We start from the raw sequence: 13633 nt of genomic DNA, 5'->3' as shown, positions 1-13633 counted from the left end.
GCCATGGCGATCTCGGCGAAGTTGTTGGGTGAGGACGAGTACGTCGTCGTCAGCACCCGGACGCACTGGAAGGCGCTGATCTTCCCGGTGTTCCTGCTGCTGGTGGTGGCGGGTGCGGGCGGGTTCCTGGCCGCGATCGTGCCGTCGGGGTCGCTGCAGACGCCGGGCCGGATCGCGATCCTCGCGGTCGGCGTGGTGATCCTGGTGGCGTTCGCGCTGAAGCCCTTCCTGAACTGGTTCTTCTCGACGTACACGGTGACGAACCGGCGGCTGATCACCCGGCACGGCATCCTGACCCGGACCGGCCGCGACATCCCGCTGATGCGGATCAACGACGTGTCGTACGAGCACGGCCTGGTCGACCGGATCCTCGGCTGCGGCACCCTGCACATCGAGTCCGCGGGCGAGCGCGGTCAGGTCGTGCTGCCCGACGTACCGCATGTCGAGCATGTCCACCTGCAGATGTCCGACCTGCTGTTCGGCGGGCCCGAGGGCCGGCCCGGCGACGGCATCCTGTCCGACGAGGATCCGCCGGAGCACATGCGCCGCCGGTCGCAGCAGGAGGAGCAGCGGCCGAAGTCCGACGACGGCGAGACGCTGTTCAGCTCCGACGACGGCGACCGCTAGGCAGTACTCAGAAGATCTCGAGGCTGACCGGGAGGACCGGCCAGGCGAACGCGGCGGTCGCGGAGTCGAGCGCGCCCGGAGTCTGCTCGCTGACCCGGCCCGTGGCAGCGAATTCGGCGAGTGGACGACCACCGAGGTACGCCGCGCCGAGCTCGGTCACCGAGAGGCTCAGGTCGGCCGGGTCCTCGGTCCGCTCGCACTGCACCTTCGGGCCGTCGGCGGTCAGCCGGAAGCGTCCGGCGTTCGCCGGCATCAGCTCGTCGGTCACGTCGAGCACGAGGTCCACAGGTACGGCGTACCGGCGCTGCCCGAGGGCACGGACGACGTCCGTCACCCGAACCCAGAGCGATTCGTTCACCCGCCGGTTCAGCGCGGTCGGAGTGACGACGAGTTGCTGCAGTGGCTCGTCCATCGCGGCGTACCCGTACCCCAGCGTGGCGGCCAGATCGAGCGTCAGCACGTAATGCCACAGCGCCTTGTACGCCGCTGGGCTGAGCGCGACCAGCTCCTCCAGCATGACCTGGTTCGCCGGACCCGCGTGGCTCCACTCGAGCTTGCCGCGCCACAGCGCGTACCCGTCGATGGTGCCGGTCTCGTCGCGGTGGATCAGGATCTGGCGCGCCGTCCGGCCGTCGCGATCGTCCTTCTTGTCCTGCAGGTGCCCCTCCCAGCGGAGCTCCGACCGGCCGGACACACCGGGCCGCCGTTCCTGCAGGCTGCGCAGGATCGGCGCCAGCTCCTTGATCGCCTCGTCCGCGGTGATCTCGGTGATCTCTCCGGGACGGATCCGCACGTCCGGCGGACCGACCCGGCGCAGGTCGATCTCGTACGACGTACCCCAGGCGGCAGCGCCGTACCCGAACCGTCCGTAGATGCCGGGCTCGCTGGCCCACAGCACCGCGATCGCTTCCGGCACCTCGCGCAGTTGGCGGACGATCAACTCCGCCATGACGCCCCGACGCCGGTGAGTTGGCCGTACTCCGACCCCGGTCACATGCGCGGCGGGGACCACCGCACCCGGCACGGACAGATCGCGGGTCAGCGCTCTCGTGGTGCCGATGATGGCCGGCCCGTCGGTCGCGACCAGCGCGCGGTCCGGCTCGAACAGCCGCCGGCTCAGATCGTCCGGCGACGGATCGAACATCATCGCCCCGCTGAACACAGCCTGTACGTCGTCGTACTCCCCGGCCACCGCCACACGCACGTCAAAGTCGGTCACGTCCGCATCCTCACACGACCGACCGACACAACCAACGGCCTTTCGCGGGAGAGATCAGCGAACGGCGGGCAGGTCGCCGGTGGTCTCCGGGTCGAGCTCGGCGGGGGAGTCCGGGGTGGGCTCGTGCTCGGCTTCGTCGAGCTCGATCTCCTCGCGGAAGACGAACTTGCGGTACGACCAGAAGCGGAACAGCGTGCCGAGGCCCAGGCCGATGAAGTTCGCGGCGATGTTGTCGGACAGCCAGGTGTGCAGGTCCAGCACGTAGCGGGAGAAGGCCAGGCAGCCGGCCGCGATCAGCAGGCCGATGCCGTTCAGCACGAAGAACAGCACGTACTCGCGGTGCAGCCCGCTGCGCTCACGGTGCTTCCAGGTCCAGTACCGGTTCCCGAAGTACGTCGCGACGGTCGCCACCGTGGTCGAGATCAGCTTCGCGGTCAGCGGCTTGTGGTGCAGCATGCCCTCGCCGGAGTCGGCGAGCACCAGCGGGTTGTTGAAGACCAGCCAGTTGTAGATCGGCAGATCGACGACCAGACCGAGCAGACCGACAAGACCGAACTTGGCCACTTCGTGGACCAGGTGCTCGACCTGGCCGTAGAGCTTGGTGACGAGCTTCAAGGTCTCCGGAACCTTCTGTGATCACACCGCGACGGGAGGGCAGCTTCCCACGGTACCCGGCGAACGGCCCGGTTCCGAAATCGCCCGCGCGCCGCGGTGGCCGCCTGCAGCAGGTTGTTGTATGGACATTAGGCTCCAACCTGTGAAGTTCGATCGGAAGGACCTCCCGGCCGGTACACCTGTGGTCGGCATGGTCGGCGGTGGACAGTTGGCCCGGATGACGCAGGAGACCGCGGTCGCGCTCGGCATCCAGCTCAGGGTGCTGGCCGAGGGCCCGACGGTGTCGGCGGCGCAGGCGGTCGCGGACGCGCCCGTCGGCGACTACAAGGACCCCGAGACGGTACGCCGGTTCGCCGCGGAGTGTGACGTGGTCACGTTCGACCACGAGCACGTGCCCACGGATCTGCTGCACACGCTCGAGGCCGACGAGGTCAAGGTCCACCCTGGTCCGGACGCGCTCGTGCACGCCCAGGACAAGGCGGTCATGCGCCGGCGGCTGGACACCTTCGACGCACCGTCGCCGGCCCATCAGGTCGTTGAGACGCCGGCCGACGTGGCCGATTTCGCCAAGCGGGTCGGCGGATTCCCGATCATCCTGAAGACCACCCGCGGCGGATACGACGGCAAGGGCGTCTGGTTCGTCGACGGCCCGGACGACGAGGCGGTCGCGGCCGCGTTCGGCAGCGGCGTACCGATCCTGGCCGAGGAGAAGGTGGACTTCGTTCGCGAACTGTCGGCGATCGTCGCCCGTTCGCCGCACGGACAGGCGGTCGCCTACCCGATCGTCGAGTCGGTGCAGAAGGACGGCATCTGCGTCGAGGTCACCGCACCCGCGCCCGGTCTCGCGCCGGACAAGGCCGCGCAGGCGCAGCAGACCGCGCTGAAGATCGCCGGCGAGCTCGGAGTGGTCGGGATCCTCGCGGTGGAGATGTTCGAGGCCCGCGACGGACGCCTGCTGGTGAACGAGTTGGCGATGCGCCCGCACAACACCGGCCACTGGTCGATCGACGGTGCGGTCACCTCCCAGTTCGAGAACCACCTGCGGGCGGTGCTGGACCTGCCACTCGGGTCGCCGGCCGCGCGAGCGCCGTACACGGTGATGGTCAATGTGCTCGGCGGCGACGTCGAGGACATGCACCGAGGGCTACTGCACTGCCTGGCCCGCGATCCCGGGCTGAAGGTCCACTTCTACGGGAAATCGGTGCAGCCCGGACGCAAGGTCGGCCACGTCACGGCGTACGGCGACGACCTCGAGGAGACCCGGGAGCGCGCCCGGCACGCGGCGGCGTACCTGACCGGAACCATCGACGAGTAAGGGATTTGCGGCATGAGCGTTGGAATCGTGATGGGGTCGGATTCGGACTGGCCGACGATGAAAGCTGCCGCCGAGGTCTGCGCGGAGTTCGATGTGCCCTTTGAGGCAGACGTCGTGTCGGCGCACCGGATGCCGGCCGAGATGATCGATTACGGACGGTCAGCACACGAGCGCGGCCTGAAGGTGCTGATCGCCGGCGCCGGCGGGGCCGCGCACCTGCCCGGCATGCTCGCGTCGGTGACTCCGCTGCCGGTGATCGGCGTACCGGTGCCGCTCAAGTACCTGGACGGGATGGACTCGCTGCTGTCGATCGTGCAGATGCCGGCCGGGGTCCCGGTGGCGACGGTGTCGATCGGGAATGCCCGCAACGCGGGCCTGCTGGCGGTCCGGATCCTGGCCGCGTCCGACGAGAAACTGCGGGACCGGATGATCGCCTTCCAGGAGTCGCTGGCCGACCTCGCCCGGGCCAAGGGTGCCACGGTGCGTGACGAGGCGACAGAGCTCCGTAAATCCTGACGATGTAATTGTTTTCCACAGGCCGGGCAGGGTAGATCGTGAGATCCCAACCGATGTCGTCTAAGGTCGTCGATCGTGACTCCGCCCGCTGAACCGGATACGCAGCGCATCCCGGTCCGTTATTGGATCTGGCTGTTCGGTGCTGCCGTGTCCCTCCTCGGCGACCTGACGATGACGTTCGCCATCGGATGGTCCGCCAGCCAACACGGTGGCCGTACCGCCGGACTTGTCCTGCTCCTGGCCGCCGCGCCGCGGGCCGCCCTGCTGCTGGTCGGCGGTGCGGTAGGCGATCGGTTCGGCGCCCCGCGCGTGTTGCTGGCCAGTTGTACCGCGATGTTCCTGCTGACGCTGGCGCTGGTCCCGGCCACTCTGGCCGTCGGTGAACCGATCTGGCTGCTGCTCGGGCTGGCGCTGATCGTCGGCGTGATCGACGCGTTCTTCCTGCCGTCGTCGCGCTCGATGCCCCGGCTGCTCGTCCCGCCGGAGCAGGTGCCGCGCGCGCTGGCCAGCTTCCAGGTCACCGGCGTGGTCTTCGCCGTGACCGGTACGGCGGTCGGCGGCGTACTGGTCAGCTGGTCCGGGCTCACCGCGGCGGCGGGGTTCGACGCCATCACCTTCGGCGTGATGATCGGCGTACTGCTGCTGCTCCGGAACACGATCAGCCCACCGCGGCGGATGCAGACCGGCATGTTCCGGTCGATCGTGGACGGGATCAAGGTCGCCTTCGGCCGGCCGTTGACCCGGGCGCTGCTGATCACGATGACGGTCGCGGCCGGTCTGCTGATGCCGCTGGATGCGTTGCTCTTCCCACTGCTGGCCCGGTCGCACGGCTGGGACGCTGCGACCGCGGGTCTGCTGGTGGCCAGCCGGAGCCTCGGAGTGGGGGTGATCGCGTTGCGCATCCTGTTGCGCGGCGCGTTTCCCCGGCCGGGCATCTTCGCCGCCCTCGGACTGCTGGTGGCGGCCGCTGGTCTGCTCGGCCTCTCGTTCCTCGATCCGCTGCCGCTGGCCTTCGCTGCCGGCGTACTGAGCGGGATCGGCGTCGGCACGTTCACCGGCCACGTGCTGCCGCTGCTGATGAACTCGGTCGAGCGGGACTACCAGTCCCGCCTGCAGTCCGTCGTGGTGCTGTGCCAGAGCCTCGCGCTCGTGGTGATGAACCCGGTGCTCGGCAGCCTCGCGGATCTGGACGGGTTCGGCATCAACGGTGTCTGCCTCTTCATCTCCATCGCCTCGGCCGCCACCGGTCTCGTCGTCCTGACCCGCCCTGTCCTACGCTCCGCCACCGTCACCTAGCGGCCTAGGGCTTGCCCGGGGCGCGGTAGATCCAGCCCGCGGCGCGCCACTTCGCCGCGTCGAGCAGGAGGCGGGCGTCGATGATCGCCGGCGCGGTGACGACTCCCCGCAGGGCGGCCGGGTCGAGCTCGCGGAACTCGGGCCACTCGGTCAGGTGCAGTACGGCGTGAGCGCCCTCGCACGCCTCGGTGGCGGAGGCGGCGTACCGCAGCGTCGGACGGACCTTGCGGGCGTTCTCCATCGCCTCCGGATCGTAGACCGTGACGTTCGCGCCGTGCAGCTGGATCCGGCCGGCCACGTCGAGAGCAGGCGAGTCGCGTACGTCGTCAGTCCCGGCCTTGAACGCGGCCCCGAGGACGGTGACGTTCCGGCCGACCCACTCGCCGCCGAGCACCTCGTGGGTGACGTCGACGATCCGGGCCCGGCGGTGCTGGTTGATGTCGTCGACCTCACGCAGCAGCGTGATCACCTCCTCGACCCCGAGCTCGCCGGCCCGGGCCATGAAGGCGCGCAGATCCTTCGGCAGGCAACCGCCGCCGTACCCAGGACCCGCGTTCAGCATGCCGCGGCCGATCCGCTTGTCGTACCCCAGCGCGTCCGCCAGCTGGGTGACGTCGGCACCGGTTGCGTCGGCCATCTCGGCGAGCGCGTTGATGAACGAGATCTTCGTGGCCAGGAAGGCGTTCGCGCCGCCCTTCACCAGTTCGGCGGTCGGCAGGTTGCAGACCACTACCGGCGTACCCTCGCCGATCGGGGTGGCGAAGACCTCGCGCAGGCGTGCTTCCGCGGTCGCGGACTGGACGCCGAACACCAGCCGGTCCGGGTGCAGCGTGTCGTCCACGCCGTGCGCCTCGCGGAGGAACTCGGGCTGCCAGGCGATCTCGACCGCCGTACCGGCCGGGGACTCGGCGTGGAAGCGCTGCTCGACCAGCTTCGACGTACCGACCGGGACGGTGGAGCGACCGACCACCAGGGTCGGCCGGGTGAGCAGCGGCGCCAGCATGTCCACGACCGAGTTCACCTGCGCCAGGTCGGCCGCCTCGCTGCCCTCGAGTTGCGGCGTGCCGACGCAGATGAAGTGCACGTCGGCCCAGTCCGCGATCAGCTGATAGTCCTTGGTGAACCGCAGCCGGCCGGACTCGGTGTGTTTCTTCAGCAGCGGGTCCAGCCCGGGTTCGTACAGCGGCGCCTTGCCGTCGTTCAGCAGCTTCAGCCGGTGCTCGTCGATCTCGACCCCGATCACGTCGAAACCGAACTCGGCCATCCCGGCGGCGGTGTTCGCGCCGAGGTAGTTGGTGCCGATCACGGCGATCCGCAGGGGGCGGGAGGTCGCTTCACTCATGTCCGGGACTCTACCCACCACGGTTATCAGCCGGTGACCGGCTCATGGCCACGGAGCCTCCGGGCCGTGCGCTGTTGGTCACTTTCGGCTCCCCGCGGGCGGGCGTACGTCGTACAGTGCAACTCGTGAGTAACTCATTCGACCTGTACGCGCTGTCCGAGGAGCACGAGGCGATCCGGGCCGCGGTCCGCGACGTCTGCGACGCCAAGGTCGCCCCGCACGCGGGCGATGTGGACGAGCTGGCCGAGTTCCCGAAGGCGTCGTACGACGCGCTGAAGGCGTCGGACTTCCACGCGCCGCACATCCCGGAGGAGTACGGCGGCGCCGGGGCGGACGCGCTCGCGACGGTGATCGTGATCGAGGAGGTCGCCCGGGCCTGTGCCTCGACCTCGCTGATCCCGGCGGTGAACAAGCTCGGCTCGCTGCCGCTGCTGCTGTCCGCGTCGGACCAGGTCAAGCAGCGCTACCTGCCGCCGGTGGCCGCGGGCGACGCGATGTTCTCGTACTGCCTGTCCGAGCCTGAGGCCGGTTCGGACGCCGCCTCGATGAAGACCCGCGCGGTGCTCGACGGGGACTCGTACGTACTGAACGGCGTGAAGCGGTGGATCACCAACGCCGGCGTCAGCGACTACTACACCGTCTTCGCGGTGACCGATCCGGACGCGCGGTCTCGCGGGATCTCGGCGTTCGTCGTCGAGAAGTCCGACGACGGCGTCTCCTTCGGTGCGCCGGAGAAGAAGCTCGGCATCAAGGGGTCGCCGACGCGTGAGGTGTACCTCGACAACGTCCGGATCCCCGCCGACCGGATGATCGGCGACTCGGGCACCGGCTTCGCCACTGCGATGGCGACGCTGGATCACACCCGGGTGACGATCGCAGCGCAGGCGCTTGGGATCGCGCAGGGCGCGCTCGACTACGCGCTCGGATACGTCAAGGAGCGCAAGCAGTTCGGCAAGGCGATCGCGGAGTTCCAGGGCCTGCAGTTCATGCTCGCCGACATGGGCATGAAGATCGAGGCCGCCCGCCAGCTCACGTACTCCGCCGCCGCCCGCTCCGAGCGCAACGCCGCCGACCTCACCTACTTCGGCGCCGCCGCCAAGTGCTTCGCCTCCGACGTGGCCATGGCCGTCACCACCGACGCCGTCCAACTCCTCGGCGGCTACGGCTACACCCACGACTACCCGGTCGAACGCATGATGCGCGACGCCAAGATCACCCAGATCTACGAAGGCACCAACCAGGTCCAGCGCATCGTCATGGCCCGCCAACTGCTGAAGGGCCTCGGCTGACGCCGCGGTAGTGGGTTGGCCCGCTGGTGGGGCCGTGAGACGGTGGGGCGGTGTCGAGCGCCTTGCTGATCGCCGGCGGTCTCGTCGGCCTGTTGGGGGGCGCCGAGCTGCTGGTTCGAGGCGGGACCGGGCTGGCGCTGCGGCTGGGGATCGCGCCGATCGTCGTCGGGGTGACGGTGGTGTCACTCGGCACCAGCATGCCGGAGTTGGCGATCGGGATCGACGCCGCGCGGCAGGACAGCGCCGGTCTGGCGGTCGGCAACATCGTGGGCACGAACCTGGTCAACCTGTTGCTGATCCTCGGCCTGAGTGCCCTGATCGCACCCATCGTGCTCGACTCCCGGACGGTGCGGTTCGACCTTCCGTGCATGGCCGGGGTGTCGGTGGTGCTCCTGCTCGTGTCGCTCGACGGCACCCTCGGCACGCTGGATGGTGTCGTGCTGTTGCTGCTCGGGATCGGCTACACGGTAGGGGTTCTGCGTACGAGCCGTCAGGAGTCCTCGTCCGTCCAGGCGGAGTACCAGGCCGACACCAGTGCGAAGAAGACCAGGCCCTGGATGGCCGTGGTGAGCCTGGTGGTGGGGATCGCGGTCATCGTGATCGGCGCGACGCTGCTGGTGGACGGTGCGGTCGACGCTGCGCAGGCGTTCGGAGTCAGCGACGCCGTGATCGGACTGACGATCATCGCGATCGGTACGTCGGCTCCCGAGCTGGTGACCACAATCGTCTCGACGATCCGGGGGAACCGTGACATTGCCCTGGGCAACCTCCTCGGATCGAGCGTCTACAACATCGCGATCATTCTCGGAGTCACGATCCTCGCGGCCCCCCGGCGTCGTCGAGGTCCCCGACGAGGTGCTGCAGAGCGATCTCCTGCTGATGGTCGGCGCGGCCGTGGCCTGCATACCGGTCTTCGTCTCCAGCCGCCGCATCACCCGAACCGAGGGCGGCATCTTCGTCGCGGCGTACGTCGCCTATCTCGCCTGGCTACTCATCTCCCGCGCCTGAGGCCGGGTTGTCGGTTCGACAGCGTTTTGAAGACAGCCCTTGCCATAGTCCCTTCAAAGTCGTGAGCCACAGGGACTGGAGGGGTCTGGATGAGAAGACTGAGGGCGTTGGGCCTGCTCGCGACCGGGGTGGTTGTCGCAGCAGGACTCACACCGGTTGCCACGGCACCGCCGGCCACCGCCGAGGCGTCGATCGACTGGACGACGTGCGCCAACCCGGGACTGCAGGACGCCGGAGCAGAATGCGCTCTGGTGCCCGTGCCGCTGGACTACGCGAAACCGGGCGGCGCGACGATCAGGATCGCTGTGTCCCGGATCAAGCACACTGTTCCGGACGCGCAGGCCCAGGGCGTCATGCTGGTCAATCCGGGCGGGCCGGGAGGATCCGGGCTGGCCTTGTCCACCCTGGGACAAGCGGTGCCGAACGGCGCGGGCGGCTACTACGACTGGATCGGGTTCGACCCGCGGGGCGTCGGCTCGTCGCAACCCTCGCTGTCGTGCGACCCGGACTACTTCGGCTTCAACCGGCCGACCTATCTGCCGGTGCTGAAGTCCACGGTGCAGACCTGGCTCGGCCGGGCGAAGGGCTACGCGGACGCCTGCAAGGCGAACGGTCCCATCCTGTCGCACATGACCACGATCGACAGCGCCCGGGACGTCGACAGCATCCGCGCAGCGCTCGGCGTGGAGCGGATCAACTACTACGGCTTCTCGTACGGCACCTATCTCGGTCAGGTGTACAGCACGCTCTTCCCGTCGCGGGTACGGCGCATGGTGCTGGACAGCAACGTCGACCCGCGAAATGTCTTCTACCAGGCCAACCTGAACCAGGACGTGGCGTTCGACCGGAACATCAAGATCTGGTTCGGCTGGCTGGCGACGTACGACAGGGTGTATCACCTCGGGACGACGGAGAAGGCGGTCGAGCGGCTGTTCTACGAGACCGAGGCCAAGCTGACGTTCCACCCGGCCGACGGCAAGATCGGCGGCGACGAGTGGGTCGACACCTTCCTGCTCACCGGCTACTTCCAGTCGACCTGGACCGATCTGGGTGACACGTTCGCTCGCTATGTCAATGCCGGCGACGTCTCGAACCTGGTGGACCACTACCTGGGTGCGAGCGGACTCGGCAACGACAACTTCTATGCCGTCTACAGCGCGGTGCAGTGCACCGACGTGCAGTGGCCGCAGAAGTGGTCGACCTGGGAGCGCGACAACTGGCTGACCTTCGCCAAGGCGCCGTACGAGACCTGGGCGAACGCCTGGTACAACTCGCCGTGCCTGTACTGGCCGGCTCCCGCGCACAAGCCCCTCGAGATCGACGGCAGCAAGGTGGGCAACGTGTTGCTCATCGATCAGACCCTCGATGCACCGACTCCGTTCGAAGGCAGCCTCGAGGTACGTCGGCGGTACCCGCACTCAAGTCTGATCGCCTTGCCGGGTGGCACGTCCCACGCCAGTTCTCTGTCCGGCAACGCCTGCCTCGACAACCAGGTGGCCGCCTATCTCACGAACGGCACGCTGCCACCGCGCAAGCCTGGTCCGGGCCCGGACACGACCTGTGCACCCCTTCCACAACCCGTCCCTGGCGCCGCGGTCGCGGGTACGACGGTCACGTCGACACAGCCTGTGGCTCGCCGAGGCTCCGGATTTGTGTCACCAGGTCCTCACGGCTGACCTCTCTCGAGCGCACGAGATCCATCGTGTCGATGTTCTCGAGTGCCTCCTCCCAGTGTGCTCGGGCCTCCTCACCTCGGCCGGCGCTTCGCAGCGCCCGGCCGAGGTTGTTGAGGATCGCGGTCTCACACCACTTGTCCCGTTGCGCCTGCGCTTGGACCATCGCGCGTCGGTAGCAGCGCAGTGCGGCATCAATCTCCCCGAGGCCGGTGAGCGCCTGGGCGAGCGTGTCCGTGACGTACGGCTGGAGGTGTGGTGTGTTGCTGGTCTCCGGCGCGCTCAAGGCCTGCCGACAAGCCACAGCGGCTTGGTCGAAATCGTCCACCGCCAGGTAGCTGAGGGCCAGCTCATTGAGGGCGAGCACCAGTTCGTCGGTGTCGCCGGCCCGGTCGCAGATCTCGACGGCGGATTGCTGTACGGCGATGGCCCGGTCGAGGTGCCCCGACCAGCGCAGCGCGGCGCCCAGCCTGCCGAGCGCTCTCGCGTGACCGATGTCGTCGCCGAGCGAACTGAACAGTCGCGCTGCCTGCCTGAAGTAGCCGCGAGCCCGCTCGTGCTTGTCGGCAAGGCTGTACGCCAACCCGAGTTCATTGCACGCCACGGCCTGTGCGGCGATGTTTCCACGGCGCTGTGCGGACTCGAGCGCAATCTGTTGCACTCGGGTCAGATCGTCGTGGGCCGCGCGTACCGCGAGATAGTTCGACAGCTGGTCAGCCAGTTGCCACGCGGCCGGGTCGTGTCCCGAAGCAGTGGCCACCTCGACGGCGCCCAGCAACGCGGTCCGCTCGACATCGAACCAGTCGAGTGCGTCCTCGACGTCTCCGAACTCCCGGGGAACCACCGTCGCGGGCAGTTCGTCGACCGTTCCGAGCGGGGTGCATTGGCCCATCACCATCCGCGCCCTGGCGGCGCTGTGGACATACCAGGCGAACAGCCGATCGAGCGCAGCATCGCGACCTGGCTGGTCCTCGCCGGAGAGCTCGTGCGCGTACAGACGTAGCAGATCGTGGAGTTGGTACCGTCTCGGCTGTCGTTGGTCCAGGAGGTGAATCTCCACCAGCCGATCCAGGACGGGCAGAACCTCGCCGGCTGTCGATCCGACGATGGCCGCTGCGCAATCCACGCTGAAATCGGGCCCAGGATGGAGACCGAGCACCGCGAAGGCCTTGGCCTGCTCCGGTGTGAGCGAGTCCAGCGAGCGGCGGAACACCGCACGCACGCCACGGTCGAGGCCGCCGTCGCCGGTGCTGCTCAGAACGTCGATGCGACGCGATGCCGCTCTGAGCTGCGACACCAGGCGGCGATCGCCGTAGCCCATGCGCTGCTCCAGTTGCTCCGCAGCGACAGCCAGGGCAAGAGGCAGCCGTCCGCACAGGTCGGCCAAGTCGGACAGCATCCGCAGATTCCATCGCGACCGGCTCAGCTTCGACGCTGTCGTCAGGTAGGTGATCGACTCATCGGCGCTGAACTCCGCCAGCGCAATGCGATCCGCGCCGTCCCTGGCGACAAGCCCGCGCAGTTGGTTGCGACTGGTGACCACGACCATGCTCGCGGATCCCGGCAGCAACGGACGAACCTGATCCGCACCGCGAGCGTTGTCGAGCAGGAGAAGAACGCGGCGTTCGGCCAGCCGGGATCGCAACAGCGCGCTCCGGGCATCCACATCGTCGGGGATGTTCATCGGCGCGGCGCCCAGCTCCCGCAGCAGCAGCTCGAGGGCGGTACTCGGCTCGAGTTCAGGTCCGGGCCCGGTGGCGTGAAGGTCCAGGAAGAACTGGCCGTCCGGGAACCGCTCGGCAACGCTGTGCGCCCAGTGGATCGCGGTGGTCGTCTTCCCGACACCTGGTGCGCCGTCGAGGACGACAACGGCTGTAGACCCGTCGGCTCCTTGCGGGAGCAGGCCGTCGAGTGCCGCCAGCACGTCAGCCCGACCGACGAAGTCCGCGGTGTCATGGGGCAGTCGGATCCGTGAAGGAGACAAACTCACCCGCGCCTGCTGGAGCGCGGTCCCCGGATCGACACCGAGCTCAGCGGCGATCCGCTCGTGAACCTCCTCGTAGCAGGCGATGGCGGCCGCAGTCTGACCAGTTGACTGCAGGGCCGCGATCAGTCGAGCCCAGAGCGGCTCGTGCAAAGGAAACTGCTGGGTCACCGTGCGGAGGTCGGCCACGACGTCTGACGACGTACCTGCGGCCAGCTTGAGATCCGCGCGGGTAGCCACGGCATCCAGGTAGCACTCGGTGAGACGCGGTGCTCGGGTCTCCGCGAGCCAGGATGAGTCGACGCCGGTGAAGGGGGTGCCTCGCCAGAGCGCCAACGCGTCGTCGAGCGTGTTCACGATCTCCGGCGCGGGCGGGAGGTCTGACAACAGCCGGAGGAAGAGCCAGGCGTCGACTTGGTTGGGCTCCACGCAGAGCTGATAGCCGCGGGGTGCGGTCACGATGACGTGACGTCCCAGCGTCTGGCGCAGCCTGGCGATGTAGGTCTGCAAGCTGGCGCGGACGTCGAGGGGCGGCCTTGCGCCCCAGACCGCAGTGGCCAGCGTGTCGACCGAGACGACCTCGCCGGCCGCATCTGCCAAGGTGGCGACGATCGCGCGGAGCCGGCCTTGGGGCAGTGTGATCGCCCGGCCGTCTTTCAGTACTTCGAACGGGCCGAGGACACGGATCTCCAGAGTCGTCACGTCGCCCTTCCGGTTGCCGGACTTTGGCTCGAGCATAGGACCGGTCG

At 68.5% G+C, this 13633-nt stretch carries 11 protein-coding genes; 7 read left to right on the top strand and 4 right to left on the bottom strand.

The genetic code is table 11. From position 1 onward, the window contains the following. Positions 1 to 3: 3 nt before the first annotated feature. Complete coding sequence (locus E0H73_RS07390; RefSeq protein ID WP_131352739.1) at positions 4 to 627, top strand: PH domain-containing protein; 624 nt, start codon at positions 4 to 6, stop codon at positions 625 to 627. A 7-nt stretch (positions 628 to 634) separates the two neighbouring features. On the opposite strand, the gene E0H73_RS07385 is transcribed toward E0H73_RS07390, so the two are convergent. Both E0H73_RS07385 and E0H73_RS07380 read right to left on the bottom strand, forming a co-directional pair. After that, positions 635 to 1846: a GNAT family N-acetyltransferase gene (locus E0H73_RS07385; RefSeq protein WP_131352738.1), complete on the bottom strand. Its 1212-nt coding sequence runs from the start codon at positions 1844 to 1846 to the stop codon at positions 635 to 637. A gap of 54 nt (positions 1847 to 1900) precedes the next feature. Then, positions 1901 to 2461: a GtrA family protein gene (locus E0H73_RS07380; protein WP_131352737.1), complete on the bottom strand. Its 561-nt coding sequence runs from the start codon at positions 2459 to 2461 to the stop codon at positions 1901 to 1903. Positions 2462 to 2603: 142 nt separating this feature from the next. Between E0H73_RS07380 and E0H73_RS07375 the strand changes: the two genes are divergently transcribed. The 3 genes from E0H73_RS07375 (at position 2604) to E0H73_RS07365 (ending at position 5588) form a co-directional block, all read left to right on the top strand. Further along, entirely contained in the window at positions 2604 to 3776 is a 1173-nt protein-coding gene (locus E0H73_RS07375; RefSeq protein WP_238163872.1) for a 5-(carboxyamino)imidazole ribonucleotide synthase, read from the top strand. Positions 3777 to 3788: 12 nt separating this feature from the next. Beyond that, positions 3789 to 4292, top strand: coding sequence for a 5-(carboxyamino)imidazole ribonucleotide mutase (gene purE / locus E0H73_RS07370; RefSeq protein ID WP_131352735.1), 504 nt, complete (start codon positions 3789 to 3791; stop codon positions 4290 to 4292). A 75-nt stretch (positions 4293 to 4367) separates the two neighbouring features. Further along, positions 4368 to 5588, top strand: coding sequence for an MFS transporter (locus E0H73_RS07365; protein WP_131352734.1), 1221 nt, complete (start codon positions 4368 to 4370; stop codon positions 5586 to 5588). Between the two features lie 4 nt (positions 5589 to 5592). Here E0H73_RS07365 and E0H73_RS07360 read toward each other — a convergent pair whose 3' ends face one another. Then, entirely contained in the window at positions 5593 to 6930 is a 1338-nt protein-coding gene (locus tag E0H73_RS07360; protein ID WP_202867242.1) for a UDP-glucose dehydrogenase family protein, read from the bottom strand. A 125-nt stretch (positions 6931 to 7055) separates the two neighbouring features. Here E0H73_RS07360 and E0H73_RS07355 point away from each other — a divergent pair, with 125 nt between their 5' ends. The 3 genes from E0H73_RS07355 to E0H73_RS07345 are packed head-to-tail and all read left to right on the top strand — an operon-like array spanning position 7056 to position 10903. Beyond that, on the top strand, positions 7056 to 8219 hold the full coding sequence (locus tag E0H73_RS07355) for an acyl-CoA dehydrogenase family protein (protein ID WP_131352733.1): 1164 nt from the start codon (positions 7056 to 7058) through the stop codon (positions 8217 to 8219). A 50-nt stretch (positions 8220 to 8269) separates the two neighbouring features. Further along, positions 8270 to 9292, top strand: a complete 1023-nt coding sequence (locus E0H73_RS07350) for a calcium/sodium antiporter (RefSeq protein WP_202867241.1) — start codon at positions 8270 to 8272, stop codon at positions 9290 to 9292. Between the two features lie 24 nt (positions 9293 to 9316). Continuing rightward, positions 9317 to 10903, top strand: a complete 1587-nt coding sequence (locus tag E0H73_RS07345) for an alpha/beta fold hydrolase (protein ID WP_131352732.1) — start codon at positions 9317 to 9319, stop codon at positions 10901 to 10903. On the opposite strand, the gene E0H73_RS07340 is transcribed toward E0H73_RS07345, so the two are convergent. Next, entirely contained in the window at positions 10839 to 13622 is a 2784-nt protein-coding gene (locus E0H73_RS07340) for an AfsR/SARP family transcriptional regulator (RefSeq protein ID WP_131352731.1), read from the bottom strand. The two genes, E0H73_RS07345 and E0H73_RS07340, sit on opposite strands and share 65 nt — an antisense overlap. Positions 13623 to 13633: the final 11 nt, after the last annotated feature.

This window comes from Kribbella pittospori, assembly GCF_004331465.1.
GTDB classification, from domain to species: Bacteria; Actinomycetota; Actinomycetes; order Propionibacteriales; family Kribbellaceae; genus Kribbella; species Kribbella pittospori.
The sequence above is the reverse complement of the archived record's forward strand: the minus strand, read 5'-3'. Positions and strand labels throughout refer to the sequence as shown.

What these genes read in the sequence shown, in the direction of transcription:
- E0H73_RS07390 (WP_131352739.1), top strand. Translation starts at nt 4, where the DNA reads ATGGCGATCTCGGCGAAGTTGTTGGGTGAGGACGAGTACGTCGTCGTC.
- purE (WP_131352735.1), top strand. Translation starts at nt 3,789, where the DNA reads ATGAGCGTTGGAATCGTGATGGGGTCGGATTCGGACTGGCCGACGATG.
- E0H73_RS07360 (WP_202867242.1), bottom strand. Translation starts at nt 6,930, where the DNA reads ATGAGTGAAGCGACCTCCCGCCCCCTGCGGATCGCCGTGATCGGCACC.
- E0H73_RS07340 (WP_131352731.1), bottom strand. Translation starts at nt 13,622, where the DNA reads ATGCTCGAGCCAAAGTCCGGCAACCGGAAGGGCGACGTGACGACTCTG.
- E0H73_RS07345 (WP_131352732.1), top strand. Translation starts at nt 9,317, where the DNA reads ATGAGAAGACTGAGGGCGTTGGGCCTGCTCGCGACCGGGGTGGTTGTC.